At 44.3% G+C, this 25765-nt stretch carries 24 protein-coding genes and 1 tRNA gene; 18 read left to right on the top strand and 7 right to left on the bottom strand.

What is annotated here, in order from left to right:
* Positions 1 to 18: 18 nt before the first annotated feature.
* Genes L0992_04035 through L0992_03995 form a run of 9 tightly spaced genes read left to right on the top strand, consistent with a single transcriptional unit; the run spans position 19 to position 8236 of the window.
* Positions 19 to 522, top strand: coding sequence for an acyl-CoA thioesterase (locus L0992_04035; protein ID XGB67862.1), 504 nt, complete (start codon positions 19 to 21; stop codon positions 520 to 522).
* Positions 509 to 1195 carry an outer membrane lipoprotein carrier protein LolA gene (locus tag L0992_04030; GenBank protein XGB67861.1) on the top strand — a complete coding sequence of 229 codons (687 nt, stop codon included), beginning with the start codon at positions 509 to 511 and terminating at the stop codon, positions 1193 to 1195. Before L0992_04035 ends, L0992_04030 begins: the two co-directional genes overlap by 14 nt.
* A complete protein-coding gene (locus L0992_04025; GenBank protein XGB67860.1) occupies positions 1167 to 3539 on the top strand; it encodes an MMPL family transporter in 2373 nt (790 codons plus the stop codon). The genes L0992_04030 and L0992_04025 overlap by 29 nt, the downstream gene beginning before the upstream one ends.
* Positions 3536 to 4159 (top strand): DUF3261 domain-containing protein, encoded by a 624-nt coding sequence (locus L0992_04020; GenBank protein XGB67859.1) that lies wholly within the window; start codon positions 3536 to 3538, stop codon positions 4157 to 4159. Before L0992_04025 ends, L0992_04020 begins: the two co-directional genes overlap by 4 nt.
* A 5-nt stretch (positions 4160 to 4164) precedes the next feature.
* Complete coding sequence (locus tag L0992_04015) at positions 4165 to 5364, top strand: beta-ketoacyl-[acyl-carrier-protein] synthase family protein (protein XGB67858.1); 1200 nt, start codon at positions 4165 to 4167, stop codon at positions 5362 to 5364.
* Positions 5357 to 5821 carry a hotdog family protein gene (locus L0992_04010; GenBank protein XGB67857.1) on the top strand — a complete coding sequence of 155 codons (465 nt, stop codon included), beginning with the start codon at positions 5357 to 5359 and terminating at the stop codon, positions 5819 to 5821. Before L0992_04015 ends, L0992_04010 begins: the two co-directional genes overlap by 8 nt.
* Entirely contained in the window at positions 5818 to 6543 is a 726-nt protein-coding gene (locus L0992_04005) for a 3-ketoacyl-ACP reductase FabG2 (protein XGB67856.1), read from the top strand. The genes L0992_04010 and L0992_04005 overlap by 4 nt, the downstream gene beginning before the upstream one ends.
* Positions 6540 to 7763, top strand: coding sequence for a beta-ketoacyl-ACP synthase (locus L0992_04000; GenBank protein XGB67855.1), 1224 nt, complete (start codon positions 6540 to 6542; stop codon positions 7761 to 7763). The genes L0992_04005 and L0992_04000 overlap by 4 nt, the downstream gene beginning before the upstream one ends.
* An 8-nt stretch (positions 7764 to 7771) precedes the next feature.
* A complete protein-coding gene (locus L0992_03995; GenBank protein ID XGB67854.1) occupies positions 7772 to 8236 on the top strand; it encodes an Sbal_3080 family lipoprotein in 465 nt (154 codons plus the stop codon).
* A gap of 88 nt (positions 8237 to 8324) precedes the next feature.
* Here the strand turns inward: L0992_03995 and gltX are convergent, their stop codons facing one another.
* A complete protein-coding gene (gene gltX, locus L0992_03990; protein ID XGB67853.1) occupies positions 8325 to 9752 on the bottom strand; it encodes a glutamate--tRNA ligase in 1428 nt (475 codons plus the stop codon).
* 301 nt (positions 9753 to 10053) lie between these two features.
* Here gltX and L0992_03985 point away from each other — a divergent pair, with 301 nt between their 5' ends.
* Together L0992_03985 and L0992_03980 are read left to right on the top strand one after the other, a co-directional pair.
* Positions 10054 to 12867: a copper-translocating P-type ATPase gene (locus tag L0992_03985; GenBank protein XGB67852.1), complete on the top strand. Its 2814-nt coding sequence runs from the start codon at positions 10054 to 10056 to the stop codon at positions 12865 to 12867.
* Positions 12857 to 13297 (top strand): DUF411 domain-containing protein, encoded by a 441-nt coding sequence (locus L0992_03980; GenBank protein XGB67851.1) that lies wholly within the window; start codon positions 12857 to 12859, stop codon positions 13295 to 13297. Before L0992_03985 ends, L0992_03980 begins: the two co-directional genes overlap by 11 nt.
* A 239-nt stretch (positions 13298 to 13536) precedes the next feature.
* Here the strand turns inward: L0992_03980 and L0992_03975 are convergent, their stop codons facing one another.
* The gene (locus tag L0992_03975; GenBank protein XGB67850.1) at positions 13537 to 14250 is read right to left on the bottom strand and encodes a porin; all 714 of its coding nucleotides are present in this window, start codon (positions 14248 to 14250) and stop codon (positions 13537 to 13539) included.
* Between the two features lie 536 nt (positions 14251 to 14786).
* Complete coding sequence (locus L0992_03970) at positions 14787 to 17438, bottom strand: carbohydate-binding domain-containing protein (GenBank protein ID XGB67849.1); 2652 nt, start codon at positions 17436 to 17438, stop codon at positions 14787 to 14789.
* A gap of 407 nt (positions 17439 to 17845) precedes the next feature.
* Between L0992_03970 and L0992_03965 the strand changes: the two genes are divergently transcribed.
* Positions 17846 to 18733 carry a TraB/GumN family protein gene (locus L0992_03965; GenBank protein XGB67848.1) on the top strand — a complete coding sequence of 296 codons (888 nt, stop codon included), beginning with the start codon at positions 17846 to 17848 and terminating at the stop codon, positions 18731 to 18733.
* Between the two features lie 123 nt (positions 18734 to 18856).
* On the top strand, positions 18857 to 19279 hold the full coding sequence (locus L0992_03960; protein XGB67847.1) for a hypothetical protein: 423 nt from the start codon (positions 18857 to 18859) through the stop codon (positions 19277 to 19279).
* Positions 19280 to 19354: 75 nt separating this feature from the next.
* Here the strand turns inward: L0992_03960 and L0992_03955 are convergent, their stop codons facing one another.
* Genes L0992_03955 through L0992_03945 form a run of 3 tightly spaced genes read right to left on the bottom strand, consistent with a single transcriptional unit; the run spans position 19355 to position 21105 of the window.
* Positions 19355 to 20191, bottom strand: coding sequence for a curli production assembly/transport protein CsgG (locus L0992_03955; GenBank protein XGB67846.1), 837 nt, complete (start codon positions 20189 to 20191; stop codon positions 19355 to 19357).
* A 16-nt stretch (positions 20192 to 20207) separates the two neighbouring features.
* Positions 20208 to 20618: a curli production assembly protein CsgF gene (locus L0992_03950; protein XGB67845.1), complete on the bottom strand. Its 411-nt coding sequence runs from the start codon at positions 20616 to 20618 to the stop codon at positions 20208 to 20210.
* Positions 20619 to 20628: 10 nt separating this feature from the next.
* A complete protein-coding gene (locus tag L0992_03945; GenBank protein ID XGB67844.1) occupies positions 20629 to 21105 on the bottom strand; it encodes a curli production assembly/transport protein CsgE in 477 nt (158 codons plus the stop codon).
* A gap of 324 nt (positions 21106 to 21429) precedes the next feature.
* Here L0992_03945 and L0992_03940 point away from each other — a divergent pair, with 324 nt between their 5' ends.
* The 3 genes from L0992_03940 to L0992_03930 all read left to right on the top strand — a co-directional run bounded on the left by L0992_03940 (position 21430) and on the right by L0992_03930 (position 24154).
* Positions 21430 to 22041 carry a curlin subunit CsgB gene (locus L0992_03940; protein XGB67843.1) on the top strand — a complete coding sequence of 204 codons (612 nt, stop codon included), beginning with the start codon at positions 21430 to 21432 and terminating at the stop codon, positions 22039 to 22041.
* Positions 22042 to 22126: 85 nt separating this feature from the next.
* On the top strand, positions 22127 to 22984 hold the full coding sequence (locus L0992_03935; protein ID XGB67842.1) for a curlin: 858 nt from the start codon (positions 22127 to 22129) through the stop codon (positions 22982 to 22984).
* Positions 22985 to 23485: 501 nt separating this feature from the next.
* Entirely contained in the window at positions 23486 to 24154 is a 669-nt protein-coding gene (locus tag L0992_03930; GenBank protein XGB67841.1) for a LuxR C-terminal-related transcriptional regulator, read from the top strand.
* Between the two features lie 222 nt (positions 24155 to 24376).
* Here L0992_03930 and L0992_03925 read toward each other — a convergent pair.
* Positions 24377 to 24453: transfer RNA gene (locus L0992_03925), tRNA-Pro, on the bottom strand.
* A 255-nt stretch (positions 24454 to 24708) separates the two neighbouring features.
* Between L0992_03925 and L0992_03920 the strand changes: the two genes are divergently transcribed.
* Together L0992_03920 and smrA are read left to right on the top strand one after the other, a co-directional pair.
* Positions 24709 to 24849 carry a DUF3149 domain-containing protein gene (locus tag L0992_03920; GenBank protein XGB67840.1) on the top strand — a complete coding sequence of 47 codons (141 nt, stop codon included), beginning with the start codon at positions 24709 to 24711 and terminating at the stop codon, positions 24847 to 24849.
* Positions 24850 to 25020: 171 nt separating this feature from the next.
* Positions 25021 to 25602: a DNA endonuclease SmrA gene (gene smrA, locus L0992_03915; protein ID XGB67839.1), complete on the top strand. Its 582-nt coding sequence runs from the start codon at positions 25021 to 25023 to the stop codon at positions 25600 to 25602.
* Positions 25603 to 25765: the final 163 nt, after the last annotated feature.

Here is a 25765-nt window from a genome sequence, read left to right as displayed (position 1 = left end):
TATTGTTGAGAGCGATTTATGTCTGAAATCCTTCATCCACTACAATCTGAGGTGACACTTATCACCTCATTCCAAGATGCCGACCCGATGGGCGTGATCTATCACGGCAACTACTTCCGATTTTTTGAAGAAGTAAGACGCATCATGATGGATAAGATTGAGTACAACTATCATGAGATGAAGGATTCTGGCTACATGTGGCCTATCATCGACACGCGGGTGAAGTACATCAAAGCGATACCGTTTAATCACAAGATTAAAGTAACGGCGAAGCTCACAGAATGGGAAAACCGCCTACGCGTTGATTACGAAATTCACGATGCCAACACAGGCGCTCGCATGACACGTGCTCATACAATGCAGGTTGCCGTGACCATTGAAGAGCAAGAGATGTGTTTCGCTTCACCGAAAGTGTTTACCGATAAAGTCGAGCACTGGCACCAATTCGGGTGCTTACCTCTAACAACTGATCATCAATCCCAAGCCTCTAACCCACAACAGGTGAATCATGAGTCTGTTTAAACGCAGTCGTAAACACATTAGCGTCTTGCTGTTAGGACTCGCTGCGATGATGGCGAGTGGCCTTGCTACTGCTAATCAGAACACAGCCCCCGTCGGTTCTATTTCAGAGCTGCAAACGGTGTTAAGCGCAAATAGTATTGTCCGTGGCGAGTTTACTCAAACACGCAACATGGAAATGTTCGCCCAACCTTTGACGTCTCAAGGTACATTCCTGTTAGACAAATCAAGTGGCCTACTTTGGACGCAAACCACACCGTTTCCGGTGAACTTAGTGCTTACAGATAACAAACTGAGCCAAAGATTTGCTGATCAACCCGCTAAAATCATCACAGATAAAGAAAACCCAATGGCGTTTTATTTCAGCCATATTTTCCTATCGGTGTTCCACGGTGATACACAAAAGCTTCAAGAGCAGTTCTCACTGTCATTCGAGCCTGCAACAATACAAAGCTCAGACGAGAATACAGGCAACAATTCATGGACACTTATCCTAACGCCAAAAAGTGCACCAATGAATGCGGTATTTGAAGCCATCACGCTGCAAGGCAACAGTGATATTGAGCGCATTGAGTTAAAAGAGATTCGTGGTGACAGCACGGTGATCGAATTCAGCCAGCTAAGCCATCAACCGGAAGTATTGTCAGATGCCGAAGCGCAACAATTTCAACTCTAAGCTTGCCCTTGTTTGGCTAGTTATCGTGGTGCTTTTTAGCGGACTGTTGATCAAACAGTTCGCTTTTTCTTCTTCAGTGCCAATCGAAAGCAACATCATGAAATTGCTGCCAGAGAACCAGCAAGACCCTATAGTTGAACAAGCTTTTCAGCAGATTTCCAATTCGATGAGTGAGCAAGTGGTGTTCATCTTGAGCGGCTCCGACATCACGAACACCATGGCAGCAACCCAAGCCTTTGAGAAATCGCTCAATCAAGACGCCTTTTCTGACAGTTCAGTTCTTTTCAAACATGTTCAAGGCAAGATCAACGCCAGCACACAAAGCCAATGGAGTGACTTCTATTTTCGTCATCGCGCTCAACTGCTGACCGAACAACAGAAAGAAACATTAACTCATACACCAGAATCGCGTGCTCAATATGTGATTCAATCCTTATACAACCCTTTTTCAGGCGTGACAGCGACTGAGTTAACCTTAGACCCGTTCCTGTTATTTCGTGACTATATAAGCGAGGTTGGCACCCGTTCGAGTAACTTTGGGATTAAAGAAGGTTATCTAACCGCACAATCACAAGATCAATCACACATTCTTGTTACCGCGACGTTAGCTGGCTCTCCTTATAGCTTAGCGATTCAAGAACAACTTCCAGCATTAGATACTTTAGAGCGAGAAATTGAGAAGCAGTTTGACGTCAAAGTTCAGCACACTGGTGTGGTTTTCTACGCAAATTACGGTACTCAAAGTGCGAAATCTGAAATCAGCACCATTGGCTTAGGCTCATTGGCGGGCGTGATTCTATTAGTATGGCTGACGTTTCGTAGCGCACTGCCACTTGCCTTGTCTTTACTCTCGATTAGCACGGGGTTATTGGTCGCACTGGCGAGCACAGTCGCCATCTTCGGTAAGGTACATCTATTTAGCTTGGTGTTTGGGGCAAGTTTGATTGGTGTATCCATCGATTACTCATTTCACTATCTCACTGACCGTTTGGCAGCAGGAAGCCAGTGGCAGAGTGATAAAGGCCTAAAACACATCTTCATTGCGATCACTCTAGGTTTAATCACCAGCTTGATCGGATATCTAGGGCTTCTGGTTGCGCCCTTCCCAGGCTTACAGCAACTCGCTCTGTTTTCATCGATCGGGCTTATCGCCGCCTACGCTAGCGTGGTGTGTTGGTACCCCGTGTTGGCCTCTAAACCGAGCCAAGAGCGAGCACTTCCTCTGGTCGGCATTTGGCACACATGGCTAAACTTATGGAGTAAACCTAAGTTCAAAATAGGCTTGCCGCTCGTTGTTACTGTTATTAGCGTGGTTTCAATCAGCCAAGTTCGTTACGACGACGATATCAGGCAACTTCAAGCAATGCCTGACGAGCTAAAACAACAAGAGCAAGCCATCTCTGAGATATCTGGTTTAGGTAGTGCTCAGAACATGCTGCTAGTTACTGCCGAAAGCAACCAAGCGTTGCTCAATAAGTTAGCATTGATCAGCTCTAATCTTGATAACTTAGTCGCTCAGCAAGCTATCTCAGGCTATCGCAGCGTCAATCAACACCTGCCAAGTGAGCAAGAACAACACCATAACTATCAGCTAGTTAAGCAACTTTATGATAGTCAAAGCGCCACGTTACAAACTACGCTTGGCTGGCCGAGCTTCCCAGAGCTTCCTAAATACAGTCCGATCACGCTCGATGAGTTTCTATCATCGCCTGTATCAGAGCCTATTCGCCCGCTTTGGTTAAAACCAATCAATAACCAAGCAGCATCAGTTATCATGATCAAAGACGTCACTAACACCGCGCTGTTCTCACAGTGGTTAGAGTCCGACTTTACTCAGCAACAAGGTGTGAAATACCTCAATAAAGCAGATGAAATCTCCTCTCTTTTTGCTGAGTACCGCGTCAAAATTACCGAACTGTTATTGATTGCCTTCGCTGCTATTGGCATGGTGCTAGGATGGCGATATGGCGTGAAACAAAGCCTATTAATGCTTCTGCCATCTCTTATTGCAGGTGTAGCGGGGTTAGCGGTGACTGGCGTTTTAGGCTCAACATTGAACCTATTTAATCTGCTTGGCTTAATTCTGATTTTAGGGATTGGTATCGACTACACCCTGTTCTTTGCTGAACAGAAGAAGTCACTGAGCACCTTATTAGCGATCACCTTATCTGGCCTTACAACATTGCTTTCATTCGGTTTACTGTCGCTGAGCCAGACTCACGCTATTCATAGCTTCGGTATTACTGTGCTAACCGGTATTTTTGTAGCGTGGCTGCTTTCTCCACTCTCAATCAACAGCGAACAAGCCACAGAAAAAACCAAACCTCGCGAGGCCTTCAGATGAACAACACAATCAAGATAGCACTCACCGTCGTGCTAGGGTTACTACTCAACGCCTGTTCATTGGTTTCTCAACAACCGACAGGTGCAAGTGTCGCAATCGATCAAGAGACAGAATTAGCCTTACCTCTGCCTGCAGATCTTGGATACTCATTGATGGCAAGTCAGTTGATCAGCGCAACTTGGCAAGACGATACCCAGCAGTTGCCCGTTCAAGTTGAAGTCACTCCTGATAAGGTCATTTTGGCGGGCTTCTCTTCTTGGGGTACTCGTATCTTATCGCTGCAATACCAAAACCAAACTATTGAAACACAAGTGCTATCTGGCCTTGGGGCTACACTGCCGCAGCCCGAACAGGTGTTATTTAATTTAATGCTCACCTTGTGGCCTGCAGAAGCGTGGGCTCAGCCTCTGCAAATTATCGGCTGGCACTTGGTCGACACAGACAACAGCCGCACCGTGTTTGATGACAACCAGCAGGCAATCATTCAAATTGATTACCAAGCAGAGCCTGGTACACACAAAACAGCAAGCAATATCGTCTTCAAACATTTGACCCAAGGCTACACCATCACCATACAAACGTTGAACTCAACGATTGTCGATAACCCAAGTAAGAGCTAAACACTATGCCTATTTATATCCAAGACTGTGGTTTCCACTCAGCGTTAGGCTCAAGTATTACTGACATTCATGAATGTCTCAAAGACGAACGTGAATCAAACATGGTTGAAGTGAGCGATATGCTGAACGATGGCAAGCACACTGTCGTTGGTAAAATCGTAAGTGAGCTACCAGAGATTCCACCAGCTCAAGCGCAATACGTCACTCGCAACAATCAATTGGCACTGTCGGCTCTAAACCAAATTGAAGACTCTATCGAACAAGCAAAATCTCAATTTGGCGCAGATAGAATTGCAGTGGTAATTGGCACCAGTACTTCTGGAATTTCGGACGGCGAGGCAGCATTCAAACATAAACTGGCACACGGTGAATTTCCTGAGCATTACCACTACTCAAAACAAGAGTTAGGCAATGCCTCTGAATTCGTTAGCCAATATTTATCATTAACCGGGCCAAGCTACGCGATCTCGACCGCCTGCTCATCGAGTGGTCGTGTATTTCTCACTGCCCAACGTTTATTAGATTCAGGCATGGCTGATGCTGTGTTGGTTGGCGGTGTTGATACACTGTGTAAGCTGACGCTCAATGGCTTTCATGGTCTTGAAGCACTTTCAACCACACATTGTAAGCCATTTAGTGCCACTCGAGATGGCATCAATATTGGTGAGGCAGCGGCGTTTATGTTGCTCAGTAAAACAAAGCTTGCGCCAACAAGTCCAACCCCAAACTCACCATATATTGCCTTATTAGGCTGTGGTGATAGCTCTGATGCACACCATATTTCAGCACCTCATCCTGAAGGGAATGGCGCTGAGCAAGCCATGAGAAAAGCGTTAAATTCTGCTAACTTACAAGCAGAAGACATCGGTTACATTAATGCTCACGGCACTGCGACACCACTCAATGATTCAATGGAAAGCAAAGCCATTCATCGTATTTTTGCAAACAAGGTTCCCGTTAGCTCAACCAAGCCGCTCACCGGGCATACTCTAGGAGCAGCAAGTGCGATTGAGGCTGCAATTGCGTGGCATATTCTGAAATATGACTTACCGCTTCCCTTACAAAAATGTCAGGATAAAGCTGAAGATATTGAGATTGATTTGGTAAACTGTGCGCAGAAACTTAAAGTAAAGAACATCTTAAGCAACTCGTTTGCTTTTGGTGGCAACAACATTAGCCTGATTTTTGGTGTAGTAAATGACTGATATCCCTTCTGTAGACCAACTCCTCCCTCACGATGATCCGATGATATTAATCGATCGTGCTATCAGCGTAGAGGCGTTGTCGATCCACTGTCAGGTCGATATTGGTGACCATAATCTGTTCTTTGACGCCGAATCTCAAACGGTCCCAGCTTATGTTGGCATCGAGTTTATGGCGCAATCTGTAGCGGCATGGTCTGGATACCATGCACTCAAAAACGGTACCACTCCTCCAATCGGATTCCTGCTTGGCTCTCGTCGATATAAATCATTGTGTGATGAATTCACTCAAGGTCAGACGCTTGATATCTACGCCGAACAGCTTATGGAAGACAGCGGTATGGCCGTGTTTACCGCAAGAGTCGAAGACCAAGGCGAGTTGGTGGCTCAATGCCAACTCAACGTCTACGTGCCAACCGAACAAAAATTACAAGAAATGAAAACTAGGAGCCCATCATGACCCGTCAGGTTTTAGTCACTGGTGCCAGCAAAGGCATTGGTAAAGCGATCGCTATTCAACTCGCGAAAGACGGATTTGAAATCGCCGTTCATTACATGGGTGACAAGCAAGGCGCTGAAGAGACTCTACAATCGATCACCGAACAAGGTGGCGCAGGGCGTCTTATCCAATTTGATATCAGCAACCGCTGCGAATGTCGCGAAAAGCTTGAGTCTGATATTGCTGAACATGGCGCTTACTACGGTGTGGTAAACAACGCGGGTATTACTCGTGACACCGCATTCCCAGCAATGACGGAAGAAGAGTGGGATGGCGTGGTCCATACCAACCTAGATAGCTTCTACAACGTACTTCACCCTTGTGTGATGCCTATGGTTCAAAAGCGTAAAGGTGGTCGAATCGTCACGCTGGCGTCTGTATCAGGAATTATGGGTAACCGTGGTCAAACTAACTATGCGGCGGCAAAAGCTGGTGTGATTGGCGCAACTAAGTCTCTTGCTTTAGAACTCGCAAAACGCAAGATCACCGTAAACTGTGTGGCTCCTGGCTTAATCGATACCGGCATGGTTGATGAGCACGTGAAAGATCATGCGCTTCCTCAAGTACCACTACGCCGCATGGGTGAACCAGAAGAAGTGGCAGGCCTAGTCAGCTATCTAATGTCTGATATTGCAGGCTACGTAACTCGCCAAGTGATTTCAGTTAATGGAGGCTTAGTATGACCCGCCGCGTTGTTGTAACTGGTATGTCTGGCGTTACTGCCTTTGGTAACGACTGGCAGCACATCGAACCAAAACTAAAAGCCTGTGAAAATGCGACCCAGTATATGCCAAGCTTTGAGCAGTATGATGGGCTCAACACGAAACTTGCCGCGCCTATTGATGACTTCCAACTGCCTAAACACTACAAGCGTAAGCAAGTGCGTGGTATGGGACGTGTATCGCGTCTAGCCACCGTTGCGACAGAAAATGCATTGGAGCAAGCAGGGCTGATTGGCCACGACATTTTGACCAATGGTGAGACTGGTATCGCTTATGGTTCTTCTACTGGCAGTACTGATGCCGTTGGCGCGTTCGGTGTGATGCTGAATGAGAAGTCAACACGAGCAATCACAGCAACCACCTACGTTCAAATGATGCCACACACCGCTGCGGTAAACGTAGGTCTGTTCTTTGGTCTGCGCGGCCGTGTGATTCCCACTAGCAGTGCATGCACTTCAGGAAGCCAAGCGATTGGTTACGCCTATGAAGCGATCAAGCACGGTTACCAAACCGTGATGGTTGCCGGTGGTGGTGAAGAGCTGTGCCCAACTGAGTCTGCCGTTTTCGATACCCTTTTTGCTACCAGTTTAAAAAACGACACACCCAAGAAATCCCCTAGCCCATACGACAACGAGCGTGATGGCTTAGTTATCGGTGAAGGTGCCGGTACGCTTATTCTTGAAGAGTATGAACATGCTGTTGCTCGCGGTGCCAAGATCTACGCAGAGATCATAGGCTTTGCCAGCAACTGCGATGCCGCCCACGTGACCCAACCTCAGATGGAAACCATGCAAATCTGTATGGAGAAAGCATTGAGAGACGCACAGCTTCCTGCTGAGAAGATTGGCTATGTTTCTGCGCACGGTACTGCGACTGAAAAAGGCGATATTGCAGAGAGTAACGCAACAGCGAATATCTTCGGTGAAGTGCCTATTAGCTCTCTCAAGAGTTACTTTGGCCACACACTTGGCGCGTGTGGTGCAATTGAAGCTTGGCTCAGCCTAGAGATGATGCACAGCGGTTGGTTCAGCCCAACCCTAAATCTTGAGAATGTCGATGAGCAATGCGGCAAGCTTGATTACATCACCGGCTCTGGTCGCGAATTGGATGTTGAATATCTGATGAGCAATAACTTTGCCTTTGGTGGTATCAACACCTCTATCATTTTCAAAAAAATCTAGGATAGATAATGAAAAATTGGTTAGTAGCTGGTGTTGTCGTTTTACTCGCAGGTTGTAGTGCCCCTAAGTATTCAGGAAACGCACTTCCAGAAGCGAATACTATAGAGCAGGTTACGATAGTTGAGGACGAGAAAACTCGTGCGGTCTTCCTCGATTCAATGCTCGACTGGTGTCTGAATAACCAAGTCAAATGTAAGGTTGTTGCAGATGGCTCAGAGAACAATCCAGAAGATATTACGCTAGATTACGTGTCTCGTTGGAGCTGGGATTTCAGAACCTTTGTCGCAGACGCTAAGATCTCGGCTTATCAAGATCAACAACGCGTAGGTAACGTCGAATTTAAAGCGCCGAATAGTGGAAACTTTTCGAAATTTGGTGACGATATGGAACGAATCAAAGCGATGATGGATATCTTGTTTGATAAGAAAACAGCCGCGCAAGCGACTCAAATGATTGGCGACGACCAGCTATAACGAAGTTGTTTAGATAATAAAACTCCAAACAAATAAAAAGGGTCAGTAACCAAGTTACTGACCCTTTTTGAATCTAGCAAGCGCTCAATTAAGCGTTAGCTTCACGCTCAGCAATGAACTCAAGCGCCATCTTGATGCGAGCGATTACGCGCTCTTTACCAACAAGCTCCATCACAGCATCAACAGAAGGAGACTGACCGCCACCTGTTACTGCTACGCGAAGTGGCATACCGATTTTACCCATGCCGATCTCTAGCTCTTCACATACTGCTGCAATCACACCATCTTTGATGTTTGCAGTAGTGAAGTCTTCAAGTGCTTCAACTTTAGCAAGAGCAAGCTCTAGTGGGCCTTTAGCAACACCACGTAGGTGCTTCTTAGCTGCGCCAGCTTCAAACTCAGAGAAATCTTCGTAGAAGTAACGAGATTGCTCTGCAAGTTCGATAAGTGTATTACAACGCTCGCCAACTAGCTTGATCACTTCAGTGATCGCTGGACCGCTTGTTGTATCGATCTTCTGTGCGTCTAGGTGCCATTGCAGGTATTTTGCAACGTACTCAGGCTCAGAAGTCTTGATGTAGTGGTTGTTCAACCAAAGTAGCTTGTCAGTGTTGAATGCAGATGCAGACTTGCTGATTGCGTTTAGGCTGAAGAATTCAATCATCTCTTCTTGAGAGAAGATCTCTTGGTCACCGTGAGACCAGCCTAAACGAACTAGGTAGTTGTTTAGTGCATTTGGTAGGTAACCTTCGTCGCGGTATTGCATTACAGATACAGCACCGTGACGCTTAGAAAGTTTCGCACCGTCATCACCAAGAATCATTGCACAGTGAGCGAACGTTGGAACTGGCGCGCCTAGTGCTTCATAGATGTTGATTTGACGAGGTGTGTTGTTGATGTGGTCTTCACCACGAACAACGTGTGTAATACCCATGTCCCAGTCATCTACTACTACTACGAAGTTGTATGTAGGAGCGCCGTCTGTACGACGAATGATTAGGTCATCAAGTTGGCTGTTAGCGATTTCGATGCGACCACGGATTTGGTCATCAAATACTACGCTGCCTTCTTTAGGGTTACGGAAACGGATAACGCATGCATCGCCTTCTTTTGCTGCTTCGTTTGCTGCAACAATTTTAGGGTGGTTAGCATCGTAGCGAGCCATCTCTTTGTTTTCTTCTTGCTCTGCACGAATTTCATCAAGCAGTTCTTTAGACGCGTAGCATTTGAATGCTTTGTCTTCAGCAAGTAGCTTATCAACCATTTCGTTGTAACGGTCAAAACGCTTAGATTGGTAGTAAGGACCTTCGTCCCATTCCATACCCATCCATTGCATGCCTTCTAGAATTGCATCAACCGCTTCTCGAGAGTTACGCTCAAGGTCTGTGTCTTCGATACGTAGAACGAATTCACCGCCTTGGTTTTTAGCGAATAGCCAAGAGTAAAGTGCAGTACGTGCACCACCAACGTGAAGATAGCCAGTTGGGCTAGGAGCAAAACGAGTTTTAACCGTCATTTAAATACCTTGATTATGTAGGTGATTCTTTTAGTGGAGCCGATTACAAAGCCTGTAATGGCCAAATATCACTAAATTTTGGGCGCTATTTTATCACCACCGCTTAAATCTACAATCAGTAGTGAATGATTAATGTGCTGTTGTTGTACGAAAGCGTTTATAGAAAGACAAATTCCGCCTTCAAAGTAGCAAAACTATTGCCTTAGCCAGTAGATTATAGTCGCGCATCCTTTATTCCCCTCTCCCATACCCAATTTGAATCCACCAGCTAATGCACCACTAAGATCAAATTCTTGAATTTATGTTTGACCTTACCCTTACGGGAAGGTTTATGTTAGGCGTAGATGAGAATTGGAGTATCGATATGAACCACTACAGAACCGCGCTCAACGGCCTAAATTGCATGGGTTGTGCGAAGAAAGTCCGCACACTGTTTGCTGATCTCGACAACACGACGATCAATGATATATCGCCGACCTACATCGATATTTCGACTCCATTTAGTTACGTTCAACTCAGCGAACAGTTAGCGACGCTTGGTTATAGCATGGGCAATCAACTGCACCTTTCGCTATCTGGTCTTAGCTGCGGTAAGTGTGTGAACAAACTGACTCAAGCGCTTGAACAAACCGAGCAAGCATCAAACCTAGAAGTCAGCAAACAGGAATTATCACTGAACACTCTGCTTTCTGAATCCGAGGTAATTGAGTTGGTCGAAAGCGTGGGTTATCACGCAACTCCCTACTCTGAAGCCCATGACCTCTCACCAAGTTCCGATTTAGAAGAAGATAAAGAATCTGTATCTACAAAAACAACGCCTACTGAACCCGTTGTGAGTCAATATACTTATCACCTTGTTCTTGAGGGAATGACGTGTGCCAGTTGTGTTTCTTCAGTCGAAAAAGCACTGAAAAAGAACGAGTTTGTCGACCAAGCTCAGATCAACCTCGCCGAGCAGACAGCCTTGGTTTTCACCTCTAAAACACGTGACCTGATCGAAAGCGAACTCATCCAATCGGTGAAAGCCGCGGGTTATGGCGCCGAATTTGTTGATGATGCGGCAACACAACAACAAAAACAGCAAGAGCAACAACTTCGCACTCAACAGGCTTTCCTGAAAAACTCAGTAAGCGCGCTACTGCTTGGGGCTCCGCTGATGGCTTGGGGTGTGTTCGGCGGCAGCATGACCATTACCACATTTAACGACCAACTGGCTTGGGGATTAATTGGTGTGGTCTGTTTGGTACTGCTAGCCACTTCAGGTCGCAGCTTCTTCACTAACGCGTGGCAATCACTGATGCACAAGCGCGCGACCATGGATACGTTAGTTGCTTTGGGTACAGGCGCAGCATGGTTCTACTCAATGCTGGTTGTGCTGATTCCATCATGGTTCCCTGAAGCCTCTCGCCATGTCTACTTTGAGGCGAGCGCGATGATCGTTGGCCTTATTTCTTTGGGCCACTACATTGAAGCAAAAGCCAAAGCTCGCACCACAAAATCACTACAAGCATTGATTAATTTACAACCTCAAAAAGCGGTGGTCATCGTCGATGGCAAAGAACAAACCATTGCTGTAGAAGCCATCCAAGTAGGCATGCAAGTACGAGTAAAACCCGGTGAGAAAGTGCCGGTTGACGGTGTTGTAGTCTCTGGCGAGTCCTACATCGATGAATCCATGCTGACCGGTGAACCACTTCCCAACGTTAAATCGGTGAGTGATGGCGTTTCTGCGGGTACCATTAATGGCGATGGAAGCTTAGTTATCGAAGCGACAGGAATTGGCTCAAGCACAATGTTGGCTCGAATCATTCAAATGGTTCGCCAAGCACAAAGCAGCAAACCTGCGATTGCGAAACTAGCCGACTCTATTTCTGCCGTTTTCGTACCCGTTGTGGTCGCGATCGCAGCTGTTGCCGCCCTAGTTTGGTTTTTTGTTGGCCCACAACCAAGTGCCAGTTACATGCTTGTGGTATCGACTACCGTACTGATCATCGCTTGTCCGTGTGCCTTAGGCCTAGCGACTCCACTTTCGATTACTGTCGGCGTAGGTAAAGCCGCTGAGTTTGGCGTTCTAATCAAAGATGCCGATGTGTTGCAGTCAGCCAGCAAGATTGACGCGGTCGTATTTGATAAAACAGGCACCCTAACCCAAGGTAAGCCAAGCGTTCAGCAGGCGTTTTATCACAACCTATCAGAACAAGAACTGCTGGCTTACGCCTATTCGGTTGAAGTCGGTTCAGAACACCCACTTGCCAAAGCCGTTTGCCAGTATGCCGAAAACTTAGAAGTTTCAGCACTCCCACACAGCGACTTTGAAAACCGCCGAGGCCTTGGAGTACAAGCCAACATTAACGGTAAATACGTTCAAGTCGGCTCTCTTAAATACCTCACCCAACTTGGTATTGATACTCAAATAGGCCGTGACTTTATCGAACTTTGTCGTACACAAGCATGGACGCCAATCTTCGTAGTCATCGATCAAAAACTGGAAGGCATCTTAGGCATTTCAGACGCGTTAAAAATAGATAGCAAACAAGCCATTGCTCAACTAAAATCCGCCGGAATTCACACCGTGCTATTAACAGGCGACAACGATTCTGTTGCTCAAGCGATTGGTAAAAATGTCGGTATCGATGAGGTTATCTCAGAAGTACTGCCAGAGCAGAAAGCTCAGCATATTGTTCAGCTTCAACAACAATATAAGAGTGTGGCTATGGTTGGAGATGGCATTAACGATGCACCAGCGCTTGCTCAAGCTGATATAGGTATCGCTATGGGCAGTGGCAGTGATGTCGCGATTGAAAGTGCACAAATGACACTCCTCAACTCGTCGCCACTGTCTGTAAGTAACGCGATAGAACTGTCCCAAGCGACCGTGAGAAACATGAAGCAAAACCTCTTTGGTGCCTTCATCTATAACTCGCTTGGCATCCCTATTGCCGCCGGTGTGCTCTACCCGTTTTTTGGATTTCTGCTTAGCCCAGTAGTTGCAGGAGCAGCTATGGCGATGTCGTCAATTACTGTCGTAAGCAATGCCAACAGGCTGAGATTGTTCAAACCAACTCATTCTAATATTAATAAAAACCATATTCATGAGGTTAACCATGATTCGTAAAGTTATGACTCTTACTGCACTCGCTGCAATTTCAGGACAGGCTTTGGCTACTGATGTTCTAAACCACAAATCTCCATACTGCGGCTGCTGCACAGAATGGACAGAGCATATGCGTGATGCCGGGTTCGATGTAACAGAGAAGCTCCACGATGATATGAACCCTATCAAGCAAAAGTTAGGCGTAACGCAAGAGCTGGCTTCTTGTCACACCGCAGAGATCGACGGTTATGTATTTGAAGGTCACATTCCCGCAGAAGACGTAAAAGCCTTTTTAGAAAACCCACCACGTAATGCGATTGGTTTGGCGGTTCCGGGTATGCCAATGGGCTCACCGGGTATGGAGTATGGCGATAAGAAAGACGAGTACTCTGTGTACGCGTTTAATGATAAAGGTCAGGTGTTTGAGTACCGTCACTATAAAGGCAACTAAAGTACACGAACACTAAGCTAGAAATGGAAGCATAAAAATAGAGCCTAGTATCAAGCAAACCCAAGACTGTGGTTTACTTACTAGGCTCTTTGCTTTTGGACAGTAAAGCAAATCTTGTCGCGACACTAACCGGGCTGTTAGTGCCGCTTAATCCCCCCCGCTCATTCACGAAGGAAGTGCTTTGGCAAAAAAGCTATTTCGCGAATAGTCTCATTGACTAAACCGCCAAATAAATCAGCTTAGAAGCCGTAAGAAGCACCGAATACGAATGCGTTGTTCTGCTTAGAATCGCCGTTTGCGAAGTCTACGCCGTTAGCTTGGCTACGGAACTCAAAGTAAGGTTGAACGCCTTGACGAGTCCATGTTGCACGTAACTCGTGGTCCATAGCTTCTGCATCAATCATGTATACGTTGTTGTAGCTAAGTGCTAGGTCAGCATTCACTGTGTAAGCAATGCGGTTATCCATGCGGTAGTCTGTGTCAGCATCAGCAGAAGTATCATCGATGTGTGCACGAGTACGGTTACTAATAGAGATACCGTTATCGAAGTTGTAACCGATCTTAACTAATGGACGGAATTGAATGCTCTCACCTGCAGAGAACACATGTTGGTAACCAGCGGCAACCCATAGGTTATCAGTAATGTTGAACGCTTGCTCACCACCAACAGTGATGAATGCGTTTGCTTGACCAGTAGTTGGTAAGTCACCAGTTTCAGCAGCAGTTAGTCCTTCAAGGTCACCCAGTTGGATGCCATCAAACTCAGTGTAAACCGTGAAGCCGCCTAGAGAGTTGTCAAACGTGTGACCAGCTTCTAGCGTAGAAGTCATATCAGAACCGTGGATACGGCCGTCATCGTGAATTTGGATGTTACCTGTTACGTAAGAAGAACCAGCAAAAGCACTAGAAGCGAAAGCAAGAGAAAGAGCACTTAGAGCGATAATTTTTTTCATAGTAAACTGCCTTAGTTTGATTTTTTCAGCGGCATATCTTCGGTACATCATTCACCTTCACCGCTTGAGTAGTTGGTCGCCTCCCTGGCATGAAATCTATGTTGCTCGAATTAATTTGCGTTTCAAAATAAAAGAGCAGACAGAGTGATCTCTCTCACTATCAAAAAAGAACAAGTTATTTAACATATTTAAATCAAATACTTAAAAACATAAAAATTGATAAAAAACTCAAGGTGGAAAAATGTACAGATCGGGATCACATTATTTTACGGTGCGAAATTAGATTCAGTTAATTGAATCACACCTGATTTAGAGTTTTTTATGAGGGACTTATTTTTTGAAGAGAATAATGAGAAGCGCGTCACTTTTGCGATAAACCTCACCTTATGTGCATTGTTGACGTTATAAACCAAGACGGTTTCTATATGTTCCCGTTTTGGATGAGAGCCTAATTCGCAACAAACAAAAAGAGCTCCCACTTTTAACCTTAAGTAAGGTAATAGCTAGGGAGCTCTTCTATTAATGTTGCTTATCGATTATTTAACTGACGTTACTCGACTTACTTTCTCGCCACTTTCAGAGATAGAGCGGATGTACGTTTCACCAGAAACCGATGGTTGTTGCTGCTCATCATACGTTAGCCAGTTTTCGCCATCAGCAGAGTATTGCAGCTCTACACCTGGGAATTGAACGTTCATCGCCAACTTACCATCAACAACTTGAGCACCCGGTACTGGTAGTCGGTAATCAATACCTGCTTTCTCAAGTTTAGCCAGTTCACGTTGACCAACAATATTCGCGAAGCGATTGAAGTCGTTGTTTAGAGCCTGCTTATTCACTAGATTAGTTTCTTGAGAGTACTCAACGCCCACTTTGTAGTCGTTTTCCCAATCAGCTCTGTGCCATGCGCGCTCTGCTGCTGCCAATACGCGAGGGAATACCATGTATTCATACTGTTCGTCGGTACGAACTGTTTCAGACCAAAGTTGTGCGGACAAACCGTAGAAAGGTTTCGCTTCAATTTCGCCTTTACCAGAGAAGCCATTGCCGTCACGGTCTAATGATGTTTCTGCGTTTTGTGGCATGTTCTCTGGTGCGAAGCCAAACATCTTACGGGTATCGGTTGCACGCGTTGCCCAGTAGTAACCGCGCTCTGCTGCATCCACTTCGTATGGCATATCCATGTAAACGTAGTCTGGGTTAGAGACGATTACGTCATACCCTTTCGCAGACCAATCGTATACTGATGAAGTGCCGCCCCAGTAAAGAACGTCCCAGAAGTTTACGCGAGTGCTTTCGGTTGCAAATGCTTTCTCGCCTTCGCTGTATTTCAGACCATCTTGCCATGCTTGGAAATGAGGAATACCTTTGTCAGCAACAATCTTAGATACTTGCTCTGCAAAATGACTTGGCAAATGACCGAAGTCGCTTACCGTTCCATCAGCGATCAAAGACTGACACTGAGGAGACTGTTGGAATGGCTTATCTTGCTTAGACAAATCGATGTTGCCTTTCCACGCCACTTTATCTTCTGCATTAATATCTTGTAAGCCAGCGCCTAACTTGATGTTTTTCGCTTCATCGCCGCCGAAGTGCCAAGTCGTTAGTGGAACGCCCGCTTCTTGGTGCATTGCCGCCACTTCAGAGATCACTTTATCGACAAAGTGAGTTGAAGACTCCATACATGGGTTAATGAAGCTTTGCTTATCGTAGAACTGAACCGTGGTTACGTTCGATGTATCTTGTGGATCCATCAAGCGGTATTCATTTGCTTCCGCTTCTTTACCTTCCGCCATTAGGCGAGTGTAACGCGCTTCCATCGATACCACAGCAGAACGAGCGTGTGCTGGCATATCAATTTCTGGAATTACTTCAATGCTGCGCGCTTTTGCGTAGCTTAAGATCTCGACGTAATCCGCTTTACTAAAGAAACCAGAGCCAAAGTTGTCTGTTGTTGGACCTGAACCTAACTGAGGCAGTAAACAGTTTTGTTCTTCCAAATCGAAACAACGATTAGACCCTACATCCGTTAGCTCTGGTAAACCTGGGATTTCTAAACGCCAGCCTTCATCATCCGTTAAGTGAAGGTGGAGTTTATTCATCTTGTATGCCGCCATTTGATCTAGCGTTGCTAGGATGGCATCTTTTGAGTGGAAGTTTCGAGCAACATCCACCATCACACCACGGTAATCAAAGCGCGGTGCATCTTTGATTGACAGTTGTGGTAATGATTCAGCGTTCTGACTGTCTATTAGGCCAAAAATAGACTGAACTGCGTAGAAAGCACCTGTTTTATCAAACGCTTTGATCGCAACCCCCTCTTCCGAGATGCTTAGTTCATAAGCGCCAGATTTCGCCAAATCACCCGTAAACTGAGTAGGAACAACGGTAACACTTACTGGAAGGTCACCACTCACATCTACGTTTACCACATCTGCACGTTCTTCAATTGCAGCGAACTGATCAGCATCGAATGCGTCTTTTGGTAGGGCAATACCACCAGCAATGCTCACTGAACCTTCACCTACTTCTACCGACATTGGCGTTGGTAGTAGCGTTGTGGATACATCTTGAGTTGCTAGATCAGCATTCTTTTCGAAACGCGTCACCGCTGTAGCCATTACGTTATTGTCATCAGGTGTACGTTTAAGGTTGTTACCCTCTAAGCCCGTTACAAATGACGCGACGTCTTCCGTATTCAATGAAGCAATCATCTTAGGTTCTGCATTTGGCGCAGTAACGAATGCCCCTGGCATGAAGTCGGTTTCAAACAGTTGCCAGTATTCACTCGTCAGTGGAAGAATCACTTCTTCACCCGCCGCGAAACCATCGAACTTATCTGTAGGCTCTAGTTTGTGTAGGTCACCCGTTACACGAGTAATTTTAAATTGTTCATTATCAACATCTAAGATAAGGCGAATACTATGGAAGTAGATGGTCCAGTCTTTAGAATCAATCGCTTCACCGTCATTGGTCAGGGTCATGTTCACTTTGTTACATGATGCCCATTCAGCGCCGAGATCCTGACAAGCCATACCCTCATTCGCACCGTGATTGGTTAGAATTTCATATTGCACATCAAGGTTATCAGCCAGTGCATTAACAACCTGCTGTTCTGGTGCTTGTGTTACTGCACAACCCGTCAGGCCAGCTAATACCGCTACAGATAGTAAGTTTCTCTTCAACATCGTATTCACCCATAAATTTAAAAAATTGAGTAAGAAGCAAAGTGGAGCGCTTCTGAAAGTTAGATAAACTATATGGTCTTATTTTTTGGCGTGAATTAAATCAGGCCAATTCAGTGATCGGCTTCAAATCTCAAAAATACTGATAAATTTAATTTCAATTAAATCACGAGGTTATGCTTAACGGCACTTCCGTCACTTTTATTTTGACGTAATAACTGAGAATTAAATCACAATCTTTTCATAGGATTTCATAAAATCGTGTCGTTCGTAGAGAGAAAAGTTTTAGAGTTTGCTCGTGTTGTTATACTTTTCGTATAAACAACGTGACATTGTTCTCAAAAAAAACCGTTAAAAAACTCCGTCAAAATCTTTTTTAACGAGTTTATGTCTTTCTAAAGGAGCTTTCTTTGCGCACATTCTTGTACCTTACGCTACTCACACTTGCCTTTTCAGCAAAGCAAGCTGTCGCCGAACCACTTTATTGGCAGGCAAAAAAGGATGATCTGACGCTCACCATCTTAGGTTCCGTACATGTTGGAGACGAGAGCATGGACCCGCTTCCTACACAAATCACAGACACGTTAAAAGAGAGCGACGGATTAATTGTCGAGACGGATATAAGAAAGACAGAAGGCGTGGTGTACCCTACCACCACGGTCACTACAGCCGATGTATTAAGCGAAGATCAACAACAGTTATTAACAAGCATTTCCAAATCTTTGGGTATGTCGACACAACAACTACTGAGCTCCCCACCTTGGGCAACATCTCTGTCTATACAAATGCAGCAGTTAAAGAACCTTGGTTACGGCTCAGCGGGCGGTGTAGACGCAACACTCGCCTATAAAGCGACGATACAAGACGTTCCAGTTCTCAGCCTAGAGCCACTACAATTTCAAATAGACCTCATTGCAGGGCAAAAATATTCTGGTAAAGAGTGGCTAGTGACAAGCATTGAAGAATTTGACCAAACAGACCGTGTGGTTCATTGCCTAATTGAGAGCTGGAAAGCTGGAGATGTAACCAAACTTGAGGAATTTGCAGAGCTGTCTGAAATGCCATCTGAACTTGAAAAAGCATTTCTTACGGATCGCAACGTTGATTGGGCAAACAAACTATCTGCCAATGACTGGAAACTCGATTCGAAAGGACACTACGTGCTGGTCGTCGGTACTTTACACCTGATTGGAGATGGTAACCTTTTACAGTTGTTAGAAGATAAGGGGTTCAGTGTGACTCAACAATCACAAAGCCAACAAGCTCAGTGTCAGTTCGAGGTTAACGAAGACAGCTAGTTGGTTAGTTAGGGCATGACCTTTTCATTATAAAAGCATGTCCTTAATAACAGAATTTTTACATTTAATGGCACCATAGCGGTGCTATTATCTTTCGCTCTTTTTACATACGGTGTTGTTCTCATGAAACCAGTATTTTTTGCTTTCCCTTTAGCTCTAGCGATCCTGATGCCCACATTAGCGTCTGCCAAAGAAACTTGTACGATCGAACAATTCCAGCCGATAGACATTCAGCCAGACACCAAAGGCGGTGTGTTAGATAAAGAAAGCGGACAGTTTCTGATCACTGAAAAGCCACCAATGCGATGCGCAAATATTACGTTCACGACTTCTACAACACGGAACCGTATCGCAAGCCAAATGAATGGTAATTTTGAAGCAAGCTTCTACGATGGCCAGACGGGGAATTCTCAATCGGTGACGTTTAACGAAGATGAAGTACAGGCCGGCTATATTCGAATTGGTCCAAATAACCCTGTTGACGCTTATGTTTGTTTTGTTACCTCAGAGACGCCAATCAAAGACATCACTTGCGATGTGAACTGATCAGTTAACGAAAAAACAGGGCTAAGGGAAAAATCCGTTTTCCGCATAGCCCTATTTTGCTGCTTACTCAGTTGACTAAAGGATGTCTGTACTCGCGTCTGAGTAGCGCGCGATAATTGGGTTACTCAAGGCATTTGGATCGCCTGGAGACCACATTCCACGCTTCATTCCTTGAACAATCAAATGGATAACGGCAGCGTCAATCGCCGACATGACAGCAATATTAACCGGTTCATTCTGGCTATAACCCATCTCAACTTCTAATAGCTCTTTGTAGTCAACGAACCTGAATGCTCCAACACCAATTTCATGCGAAGAAATCGTTTTTGTCGTCGTCACGCTTAACAACACTTGCCCAGTTCTTACATCCACCGCTCTCAAGTTAACGGTGACTTGATCGGTCCTATATTGGCCTGAACCACCAATGCCAAGATACTTCGCACCAGCTCCTCCGGTAACAATATTAGAGTCATAAGCAACAATACCGCCTTCAATAACGATATTCGCAGAGCTCAGCGATGTTAAGTCGGCTCCGTGATTGTTCACTACCTTATCTTTCTTCTGGGCAGCACGAATGATCTTACGTTCCGTCAATAAGTTTTGTAGGCCTTCACGCTCTAAAGGCACAAACCATTGCGAATCGATCAACGATGTCGTCAATAACGATGTGCCCCCTTGTGGTACAGCGGTTGAAAAATTACTGTTTGGCTGAGGTTTATACTGTCCCGTTTGATCTCTAAAATCGTAAACCGAAACAAGTATCTTCCCTCGAGGTCTTGGTAATGAGATGAGATCAGTATAAGTCGCGCCTCTAGGCATCAGCTTAGGGATCTCAGATGTTTCTGGGATCTGCATAGAATAGCTGCACCCCCCTAACACCAGTATCAAAAAGATGGTGAACATCGATTTCATAACACAATCCTTGTGATTAGAGGTCTGGGTTTAGCCCAGCAACGCTGATTTCTGTCGATTCCCCTGTCTTTTTATCGACAATTTGAACCAACAATGTCCCAGAATCGTCCACAATGTTCAGAAAGAAATCGTCGGTCTCAAGTTGCCCAGTATTACCACTCCCCACATCAGCAAGTAGCTGGCTGATCAAACGTGATTCCAAACTTGAAGCCAACCTATCTAGAGCGGACTCTTGCTCACCAAAAATATCCCTTGCACTAGGGTCGTCATAATCGTTAATGGCATTAGCATGATTAAAAAGGTGGGAACTGTTTAGTGCGTTTCCTCCAAAACTAGGATTTATGGGCGTATAAACCAATTCGCTCGAACAAATCGAAGGCGACACGAACAACACTATAAGTGCCAATTTTTTTAATGATATAGACATCCCTACCTCCTCAAAATTCATCATGGTCTAGATCGTAGGTATCTTGAAACAGTCGCTCTGCTTGCCATCGGATGATGTAATTTCCAACCACTCCTGTTGCATCGGCAGCGCGTTCTTTTGCTTGTCTACGGCCTGGAGACAACGCCGTACGGAAGATCGGTTTCCTAGAGTGTTGAACCTCTATGATGCTTCCAGATAACGCTGTTGGCCTTTCTTTTACCGTCAAATTTTCCTTAAGGTCAGGATAACTATCATTGAGCGATTGCGAGAAGAAAAAATAGAAATCCTCTCCCAACCGCGTAATGGTTCTGTCCACGATGATTCCATCAACTTCACTAAAATCATTAAATTTTTCCTTAAGACTGTTCGTCGACCCCTCAAGTTTCTTTCCATTTTCTAACGGGGCACCATTTTCAAGACCATGACTTTCATCTCCGGCATGAACAACAAAAGAGAGAAAAGTAATTGTAAGCAGCTTGAGTTTCATATTGGTTCCCATTCGAAGTCCATTTACAAGATGAGGAGGTGATTCTTTGAACAAGATAAAGAGTAGGTGCAATGCACCCTGTCACATATAAACTTTGTAATTAAATTCCAATTTCAATTCACTAACTAAGGTTAATAAAAATTCAAAAAACTAAGTATTTTTAATATATGCAATTACGTTATTTTTAGATTTTAGTTTATAGCTGTTCGTCATTTGGATACCTAGAATCTCCTCATTACATTGGCTTACACAGCTCTCAGTGCGGGAATTTATGTTTCGGTTCTTGATTGAGGTAAAAACCACAAACACTTTAAGGTAAAGGTAATGATAACTAGGGACGCGTCACTTATCGGCTTAACTTGTTTATATTTATCAATAGGTAGTTTTAATAGTGCTATCGCTTCTGATTTGGAGGGGAGCTTTCTACACAACGTAAACCATGACGTCGTAAACGAGTTTAATGACTTAGATCTTATTTCGTCACGGGATTTGGATAACTACTCAGAAATAGATATATCCGACTCTTCAGGTTCCATTGCGATTATTCAACAAAATAGTCTAGGAACCAGCGCAAATAATAAAGCCAAGATCAAACAAAACGGAAGCTCTAATTCAGCTTATATAGGACAAATAGGCAAGAATAATATTGCTCTGATTGATCAGGATGGATCAAACAACAAAGCCGCTATTGGTCAGCTCGGAGCCAATTCCGACGCTCTAATCTCCCAAGATGGAGATAACAACTTGGCGGTGATAGGACAAGCGAATTACTCAGGACAAAACAGCCAATTAAGTATTGCTCAAAAAGGTCATGGCAATACGGCTTATATGGTTGGGTCTGGAGGAGACAATTTAGGAATTTCTCAAAACGGCAATGACTTTGCAGTAATCAACGCGTCTAGCTCAATGAGAATTCACATCAATCAAGCCAATTAGCGCGAAGTATGGAAAGCTTGATTCACCGTTGCTTCTCGATGAAGTAACAACATAGTCGACATGGAAATGTATAAGGATACAACTTATGAAAGTTACACAAATTGGAATTATAGTCGGTGCTATTCTGGGCTTTAATGCAGCATACGCAGATAATTTACCTGCTCCTTTTCCAGCCTCTGAACCTGCGTTGGGGGTAATAGAAGGAACAGCCGATCTTGGGATATCATCGACAGTCGCTGGTATTCAACCTTTAGCGATGGATAATACTGCCGTTTGGCAAATGGGCAATGGCGATAATGCCAATGTCACTATTAACCAAAACACGTCTGGTGTTACTGATGGACATGTTGCACTAGTAGACACACATGCTAGCTATAACTCTGACGTTGTGGTTCAACAAGATGGCAATCTCAATGAAGCTCACGTTAAGCTACGCTATGTAAACAACAACGCTTGGGTTGATCAAGATGGTGTGAGTAACCAAGCCCAAATCACAGTTCAACCTTATGGTCGAAGCAATGATTTACGTGTTACACAAGTGGGTAATGAGAACATCTCTGTAGTTAATGCCCTAGGTGGTGCTGACTACAATGAAGCTGATGTGAATGTCTCTGGTAACTCCAATACAACCTATACCGAGTTTAGTAACGCGAGTGTTGACAATAATGATGTAGACATCGATATCAGCGGCGATAATAACTATGTTCAAACGATAGTAAATACCGATGTTGGTGGTGGCGATGATAACTATGTCGATATCGATCTCGTGAACAGTAGCGATAACCGAGTATTCACGTTACAAACAGGCTCTCATTCAGATGCCATTGTTAGCTTAACAAACAGCAGTTCAAACCAATTTATGATTGAGCAAACCTCTTATGATACTGCGCTAGTTTCAGGTAATGGCGCAAGTGGTAATGTCGGTATAATTTATCAAAATTAATATGACAAGATGTGCATATATTAAAACGGCGTTGATCGCCGTTTTATTTTTCCCTTTACGTTTAAATGCATCTGAAAAAATTTCAAATTCAGTACAGTGTTTTATTAACAACAAACATAACGTGCTTGTGTTAGATAGCAGTACAGCATCTTCACTCACTCTAAAAACAAGAACACACTCTCAACTCAACCAATATATAAGTGGTGGTAAAACAAAATTTATTCTTAATGCCAAACAATTTCCTCTTACTTTAGAGATTAAACCAGAAAATAAGAGTTGGAAAATATTTCGAGATTGTACGATGAAAGAACTAGAAGTTAATTAATAAAACTAAAGGAAACAGATGCTTCCACTTAATACTGTTATATACCTTCACCTGTACTATTAATTACATTCACCATATTTATAAAATAACCAGCCAACTTATTGGTAGAATAACTATGTGTGCTATAGACTATCAAGTCTGATACAAGGGCAGTGGGTTAATAAAGGAGTGTACACATGGCTAAGTCGAAAGTTCATCAAGCCATTTTAATAGCCGAAAATAATTTACAGTCTACGCTGCTTAAAGAGTCATTAGAGCAAAAGGTGAACCTTAGTATTAGGCTTATATCCCCTGAAAAACTGAGTTTCAACTCATTGCAAGCTGACAATTTGGATATCATTATTATTGACTACCCAATAATGACCAAAGATTTTATCTTTAAATACCAAGAGCTTAGAGACGATGTAATATGTGACACCCATGAGGTATTGTTAAACACTCCAAACGACTTCCCACACACCGAGATGCTCAAATGGCAATATCTCGTTGGTATTTTCTATGTTTCAGACACACTTGATAAGCTTGTCACTGGCTTCAACTGCATCTTAGAAGACGAAATGTGGATGAGCAGGAAACTAATTTATAAGTACATTCGCTTTTATCGTGAAAGACAATGCGCAAAAACGAGCCCGTACTATTTAAAACTCACTAAACGTGAGCAACAAATCATCAAGCTGCTTGGTGAGGGCGCGTCCAACACTCAGATCGCCGACACACTCTACGTCAGTGAGAATACGGTCAAAGCACACCTTCACAACACGTTTAAAAAAATCAAGGTGAAGAATCGCTTACAGGCTCTGATTTGGGTGAAGAACAATGTCGCTACCAGTGAGTTCGTTCAATAAGGGTAGGCTTAGACTCAACAAACGATCGATAGGCGATCGACACAATTACAGAATATAAAAAGCCGTAGCCCCTTCTATTACAAAGAGTGCTACGGCTTTCTTTAATGCGGCCGGTGCAGAGCTTATTTTGAACATCAGGCGAACCCCACTCGAGTTCCAAACCAAAACGAAACGTTCAAATGCAAAAAAGCCGTAACATTTCTGCTACGGCTTTCTTTAATGTGGTCGGTGAAGAGGGATTCGAACCCCCGACCCTCTGGTCCCAAACCAGATGCGCTACCAAGCTGCGCTATTCACCGAGATATCTAACTGGCTGATTGCCTGTCGATGGAGCGTATAATACGGGTTCTGAATTTATCCGCAAGGGCTTTTTCTTATATTTATTGCGATTTTGAATCGTTCGAACAAAAGACATACAACAATGAGCATGATGTGACGAAAAACACACAGTTACCAACAAGTATTTAACTTATGAAACAGGATTGATCCAGATCAGTGAATTGATAATGCTTGTTAATACACTAAGCCATGTCATATAACTTTGAGGTATACACATGGACTTTTGGCTAGATCTCCTATTTGGTAATGCGGTGGGACTATCTTCAATGATAGTAATCTTCGGGGCTCTGGGTCTCATGATGTTTTATGGAGGCTTCTTCATCTACAAAGTTATGACTGACAAATCTCCTCACTAGAGTCGCTCAGCCTAAATCATTTGCTGTTAAGTATCATTTACTTGATAAGTAAACGTTAAAACGCTTTGCACCGGAGCTGACTTCCCTTGTCTCCTCCGGTTTTTTCATTTTTAAACCCAGCCCCAACTTAGGTATACTTAATCTATCCTTCTCTAACTTGAGATGCACACTATGTCTCATGATGACGATTTAGATCTATTCCAAGAAATGATGGGCGATGTGAAACGCATCGACCACGACACCGCTGAACACCAGAAAGTACACCGCGTAACGGAATCTCACCTAGCTAAGCGTGAAGCCGCAATGTGGCTATCTGACGACGAGAAAGATTACCTCTCGCTCGATTACTCTCCGATGGTGAAGCCCGATGATGTTATCGCCTATAAGAAAGATGGCGTTCAGGAAGGCGTATACAAAAAGCTACGTCTAGGTAAGTACCCTATTCAAGCCAAGCTGGATCTGCATAGAAAAACACTCAAAGACGCACGTAATGAAGTGCTTTCATTTTTGCGTCAATGTCTAAGGATGGATGTTCGTACCGTCATCATTGTTCATGGCAAAGGTGAACGTTCGAATCCACCAGCGATGATGAAAAGCTATGTCGCCAACTGGTTGACTCAAATTAACGATGTCCAGTGTGTGCATTCTGCTCAGCAATTTCATGGTGGAACAGGCGCGGTCTACGTCATGTTGAGAAAGAGCAATGACAAGAAGCTCGAAAACAGAGAACGACACCAGAAGCGATCAAGTTAGTGCAAGTTGTGTTGATAAGCTCGACTGCACGCTCATTGTCACGCCAATTTGCTAGACAATAGATATTTAGTGCCGAAGTAGACACTAGGTGCTAAAATTGTCGTCAGTTAACGAATTCAAACGTAAAAGCAACTGCCCTGTAGTTGCTTTTTGTTTATCTAAA

The sequence above is a fragment of the Vibrio pomeroyi genome, from assembly GCA_041879425.1.
GTDB classification, from domain to species: Bacteria; Pseudomonadota; Gammaproteobacteria; order Enterobacterales; family Vibrionaceae; genus Vibrio; species Vibrio pomeroyi_A.
This window is presented reverse-complemented; position numbering and strand designations above follow the sequence as displayed.

What these genes read in the sequence shown, in the direction of transcription:
- L0992_04035 (XGB67862.1), top strand. Translation starts at nt 19, where the DNA reads ATGTCTGAAATCCTTCATCCACTACAATCTGAGGTGACACTTATCACC.
- L0992_04000 (XGB67855.1), top strand. Translation starts at nt 6,540, where the DNA reads ATGACCCGCCGCGTTGTTGTAACTGGTATGTCTGGCGTTACTGCCTTT.
- L0992_03955 (XGB67846.1), bottom strand. Translation starts at nt 20,191, where the DNA reads ATGAAATCGATGTTCACCATCTTTTTGATACTGGTGTTAGGGGGGTGC.
- L0992_03950 (XGB67845.1), bottom strand. Translation starts at nt 20,618, where the DNA reads ATGTCTATATCATTAAAAAAATTGGCACTTATAGTGTTGTTCGTGTCG.
- L0992_04025 (XGB67860.1), top strand. Translation starts at nt 1,167, where the DNA reads ATGCCGAAGCGCAACAATTTCAACTCTAAGCTTGCCCTTGTTTGGCTA.
- smrA (XGB67839.1), top strand. Translation starts at nt 25,021, where the DNA reads ATGTCTCATGATGACGATTTAGATCTATTCCAAGAAATGATGGGCGAT.
- L0992_04020 (XGB67859.1), top strand. Translation starts at nt 3,536, where the DNA reads ATGAACAACACAATCAAGATAGCACTCACCGTCGTGCTAGGGTTACTA.
- L0992_03930 (XGB67841.1), top strand. Translation starts at nt 23,486, where the DNA reads ATGGCTAAGTCGAAAGTTCATCAAGCCATTTTAATAGCCGAAAATAAT.
- L0992_03935 (XGB67842.1), top strand. Translation starts at nt 22,127, where the DNA reads ATGAAAGTTACACAAATTGGAATTATAGTCGGTGCTATTCTGGGCTTT.
- L0992_03975 (XGB67850.1), bottom strand. Translation starts at nt 14,250, where the DNA reads ATGAAAAAAATTATCGCTCTAAGTGCTCTTTCTCTTGCTTTCGCTTCT.
- L0992_03920 (XGB67840.1), top strand. Translation starts at nt 24,709, where the DNA reads ATGGACTTTTGGCTAGATCTCCTATTTGGTAATGCGGTGGGACTATCT.
- L0992_04030 (XGB67861.1), top strand. Translation starts at nt 509, where the DNA reads ATGAGTCTGTTTAAACGCAGTCGTAAACACATTAGCGTCTTGCTGTTA.
- L0992_03980 (XGB67851.1), top strand. Translation starts at nt 12,857, where the DNA reads ATGATTCGTAAAGTTATGACTCTTACTGCACTCGCTGCAATTTCAGGA.
- L0992_03940 (XGB67843.1), top strand. Translation starts at nt 21,430, where the DNA reads ATGATAACTAGGGACGCGTCACTTATCGGCTTAACTTGTTTATATTTA.
- L0992_03995 (XGB67854.1), top strand. Translation starts at nt 7,772, where the DNA reads ATGAAAAATTGGTTAGTAGCTGGTGTTGTCGTTTTACTCGCAGGTTGT.
- L0992_03985 (XGB67852.1), top strand. Translation starts at nt 10,054, where the DNA reads ATGTTTGACCTTACCCTTACGGGAAGGTTTATGTTAGGCGTAGATGAG.
- L0992_04005 (XGB67856.1), top strand. Translation starts at nt 5,818, where the DNA reads ATGACCCGTCAGGTTTTAGTCACTGGTGCCAGCAAAGGCATTGGTAAA.
- L0992_04015 (XGB67858.1), top strand. Translation starts at nt 4,165, where the DNA reads ATGCCTATTTATATCCAAGACTGTGGTTTCCACTCAGCGTTAGGCTCA.
- L0992_03970 (XGB67849.1), bottom strand. Translation starts at nt 17,438, where the DNA reads ATGTTGAAGAGAAACTTACTATCTGTAGCGGTATTAGCTGGCCTGACG.
- L0992_04010 (XGB67857.1), top strand. Translation starts at nt 5,357, where the DNA reads ATGACTGATATCCCTTCTGTAGACCAACTCCTCCCTCACGATGATCCG.
- L0992_03945 (XGB67844.1), bottom strand. Translation starts at nt 21,105, where the DNA reads ATGAAACTCAAGCTGCTTACAATTACTTTTCTCTCTTTTGTTGTTCAT.
- gltX (XGB67853.1), bottom strand. Translation starts at nt 9,752, where the DNA reads ATGACGGTTAAAACTCGTTTTGCTCCTAGCCCAACTGGCTATCTTCAC.
- L0992_03960 (XGB67847.1), top strand. Translation starts at nt 18,857, where the DNA reads ATGAAACCAGTATTTTTTGCTTTCCCTTTAGCTCTAGCGATCCTGATG.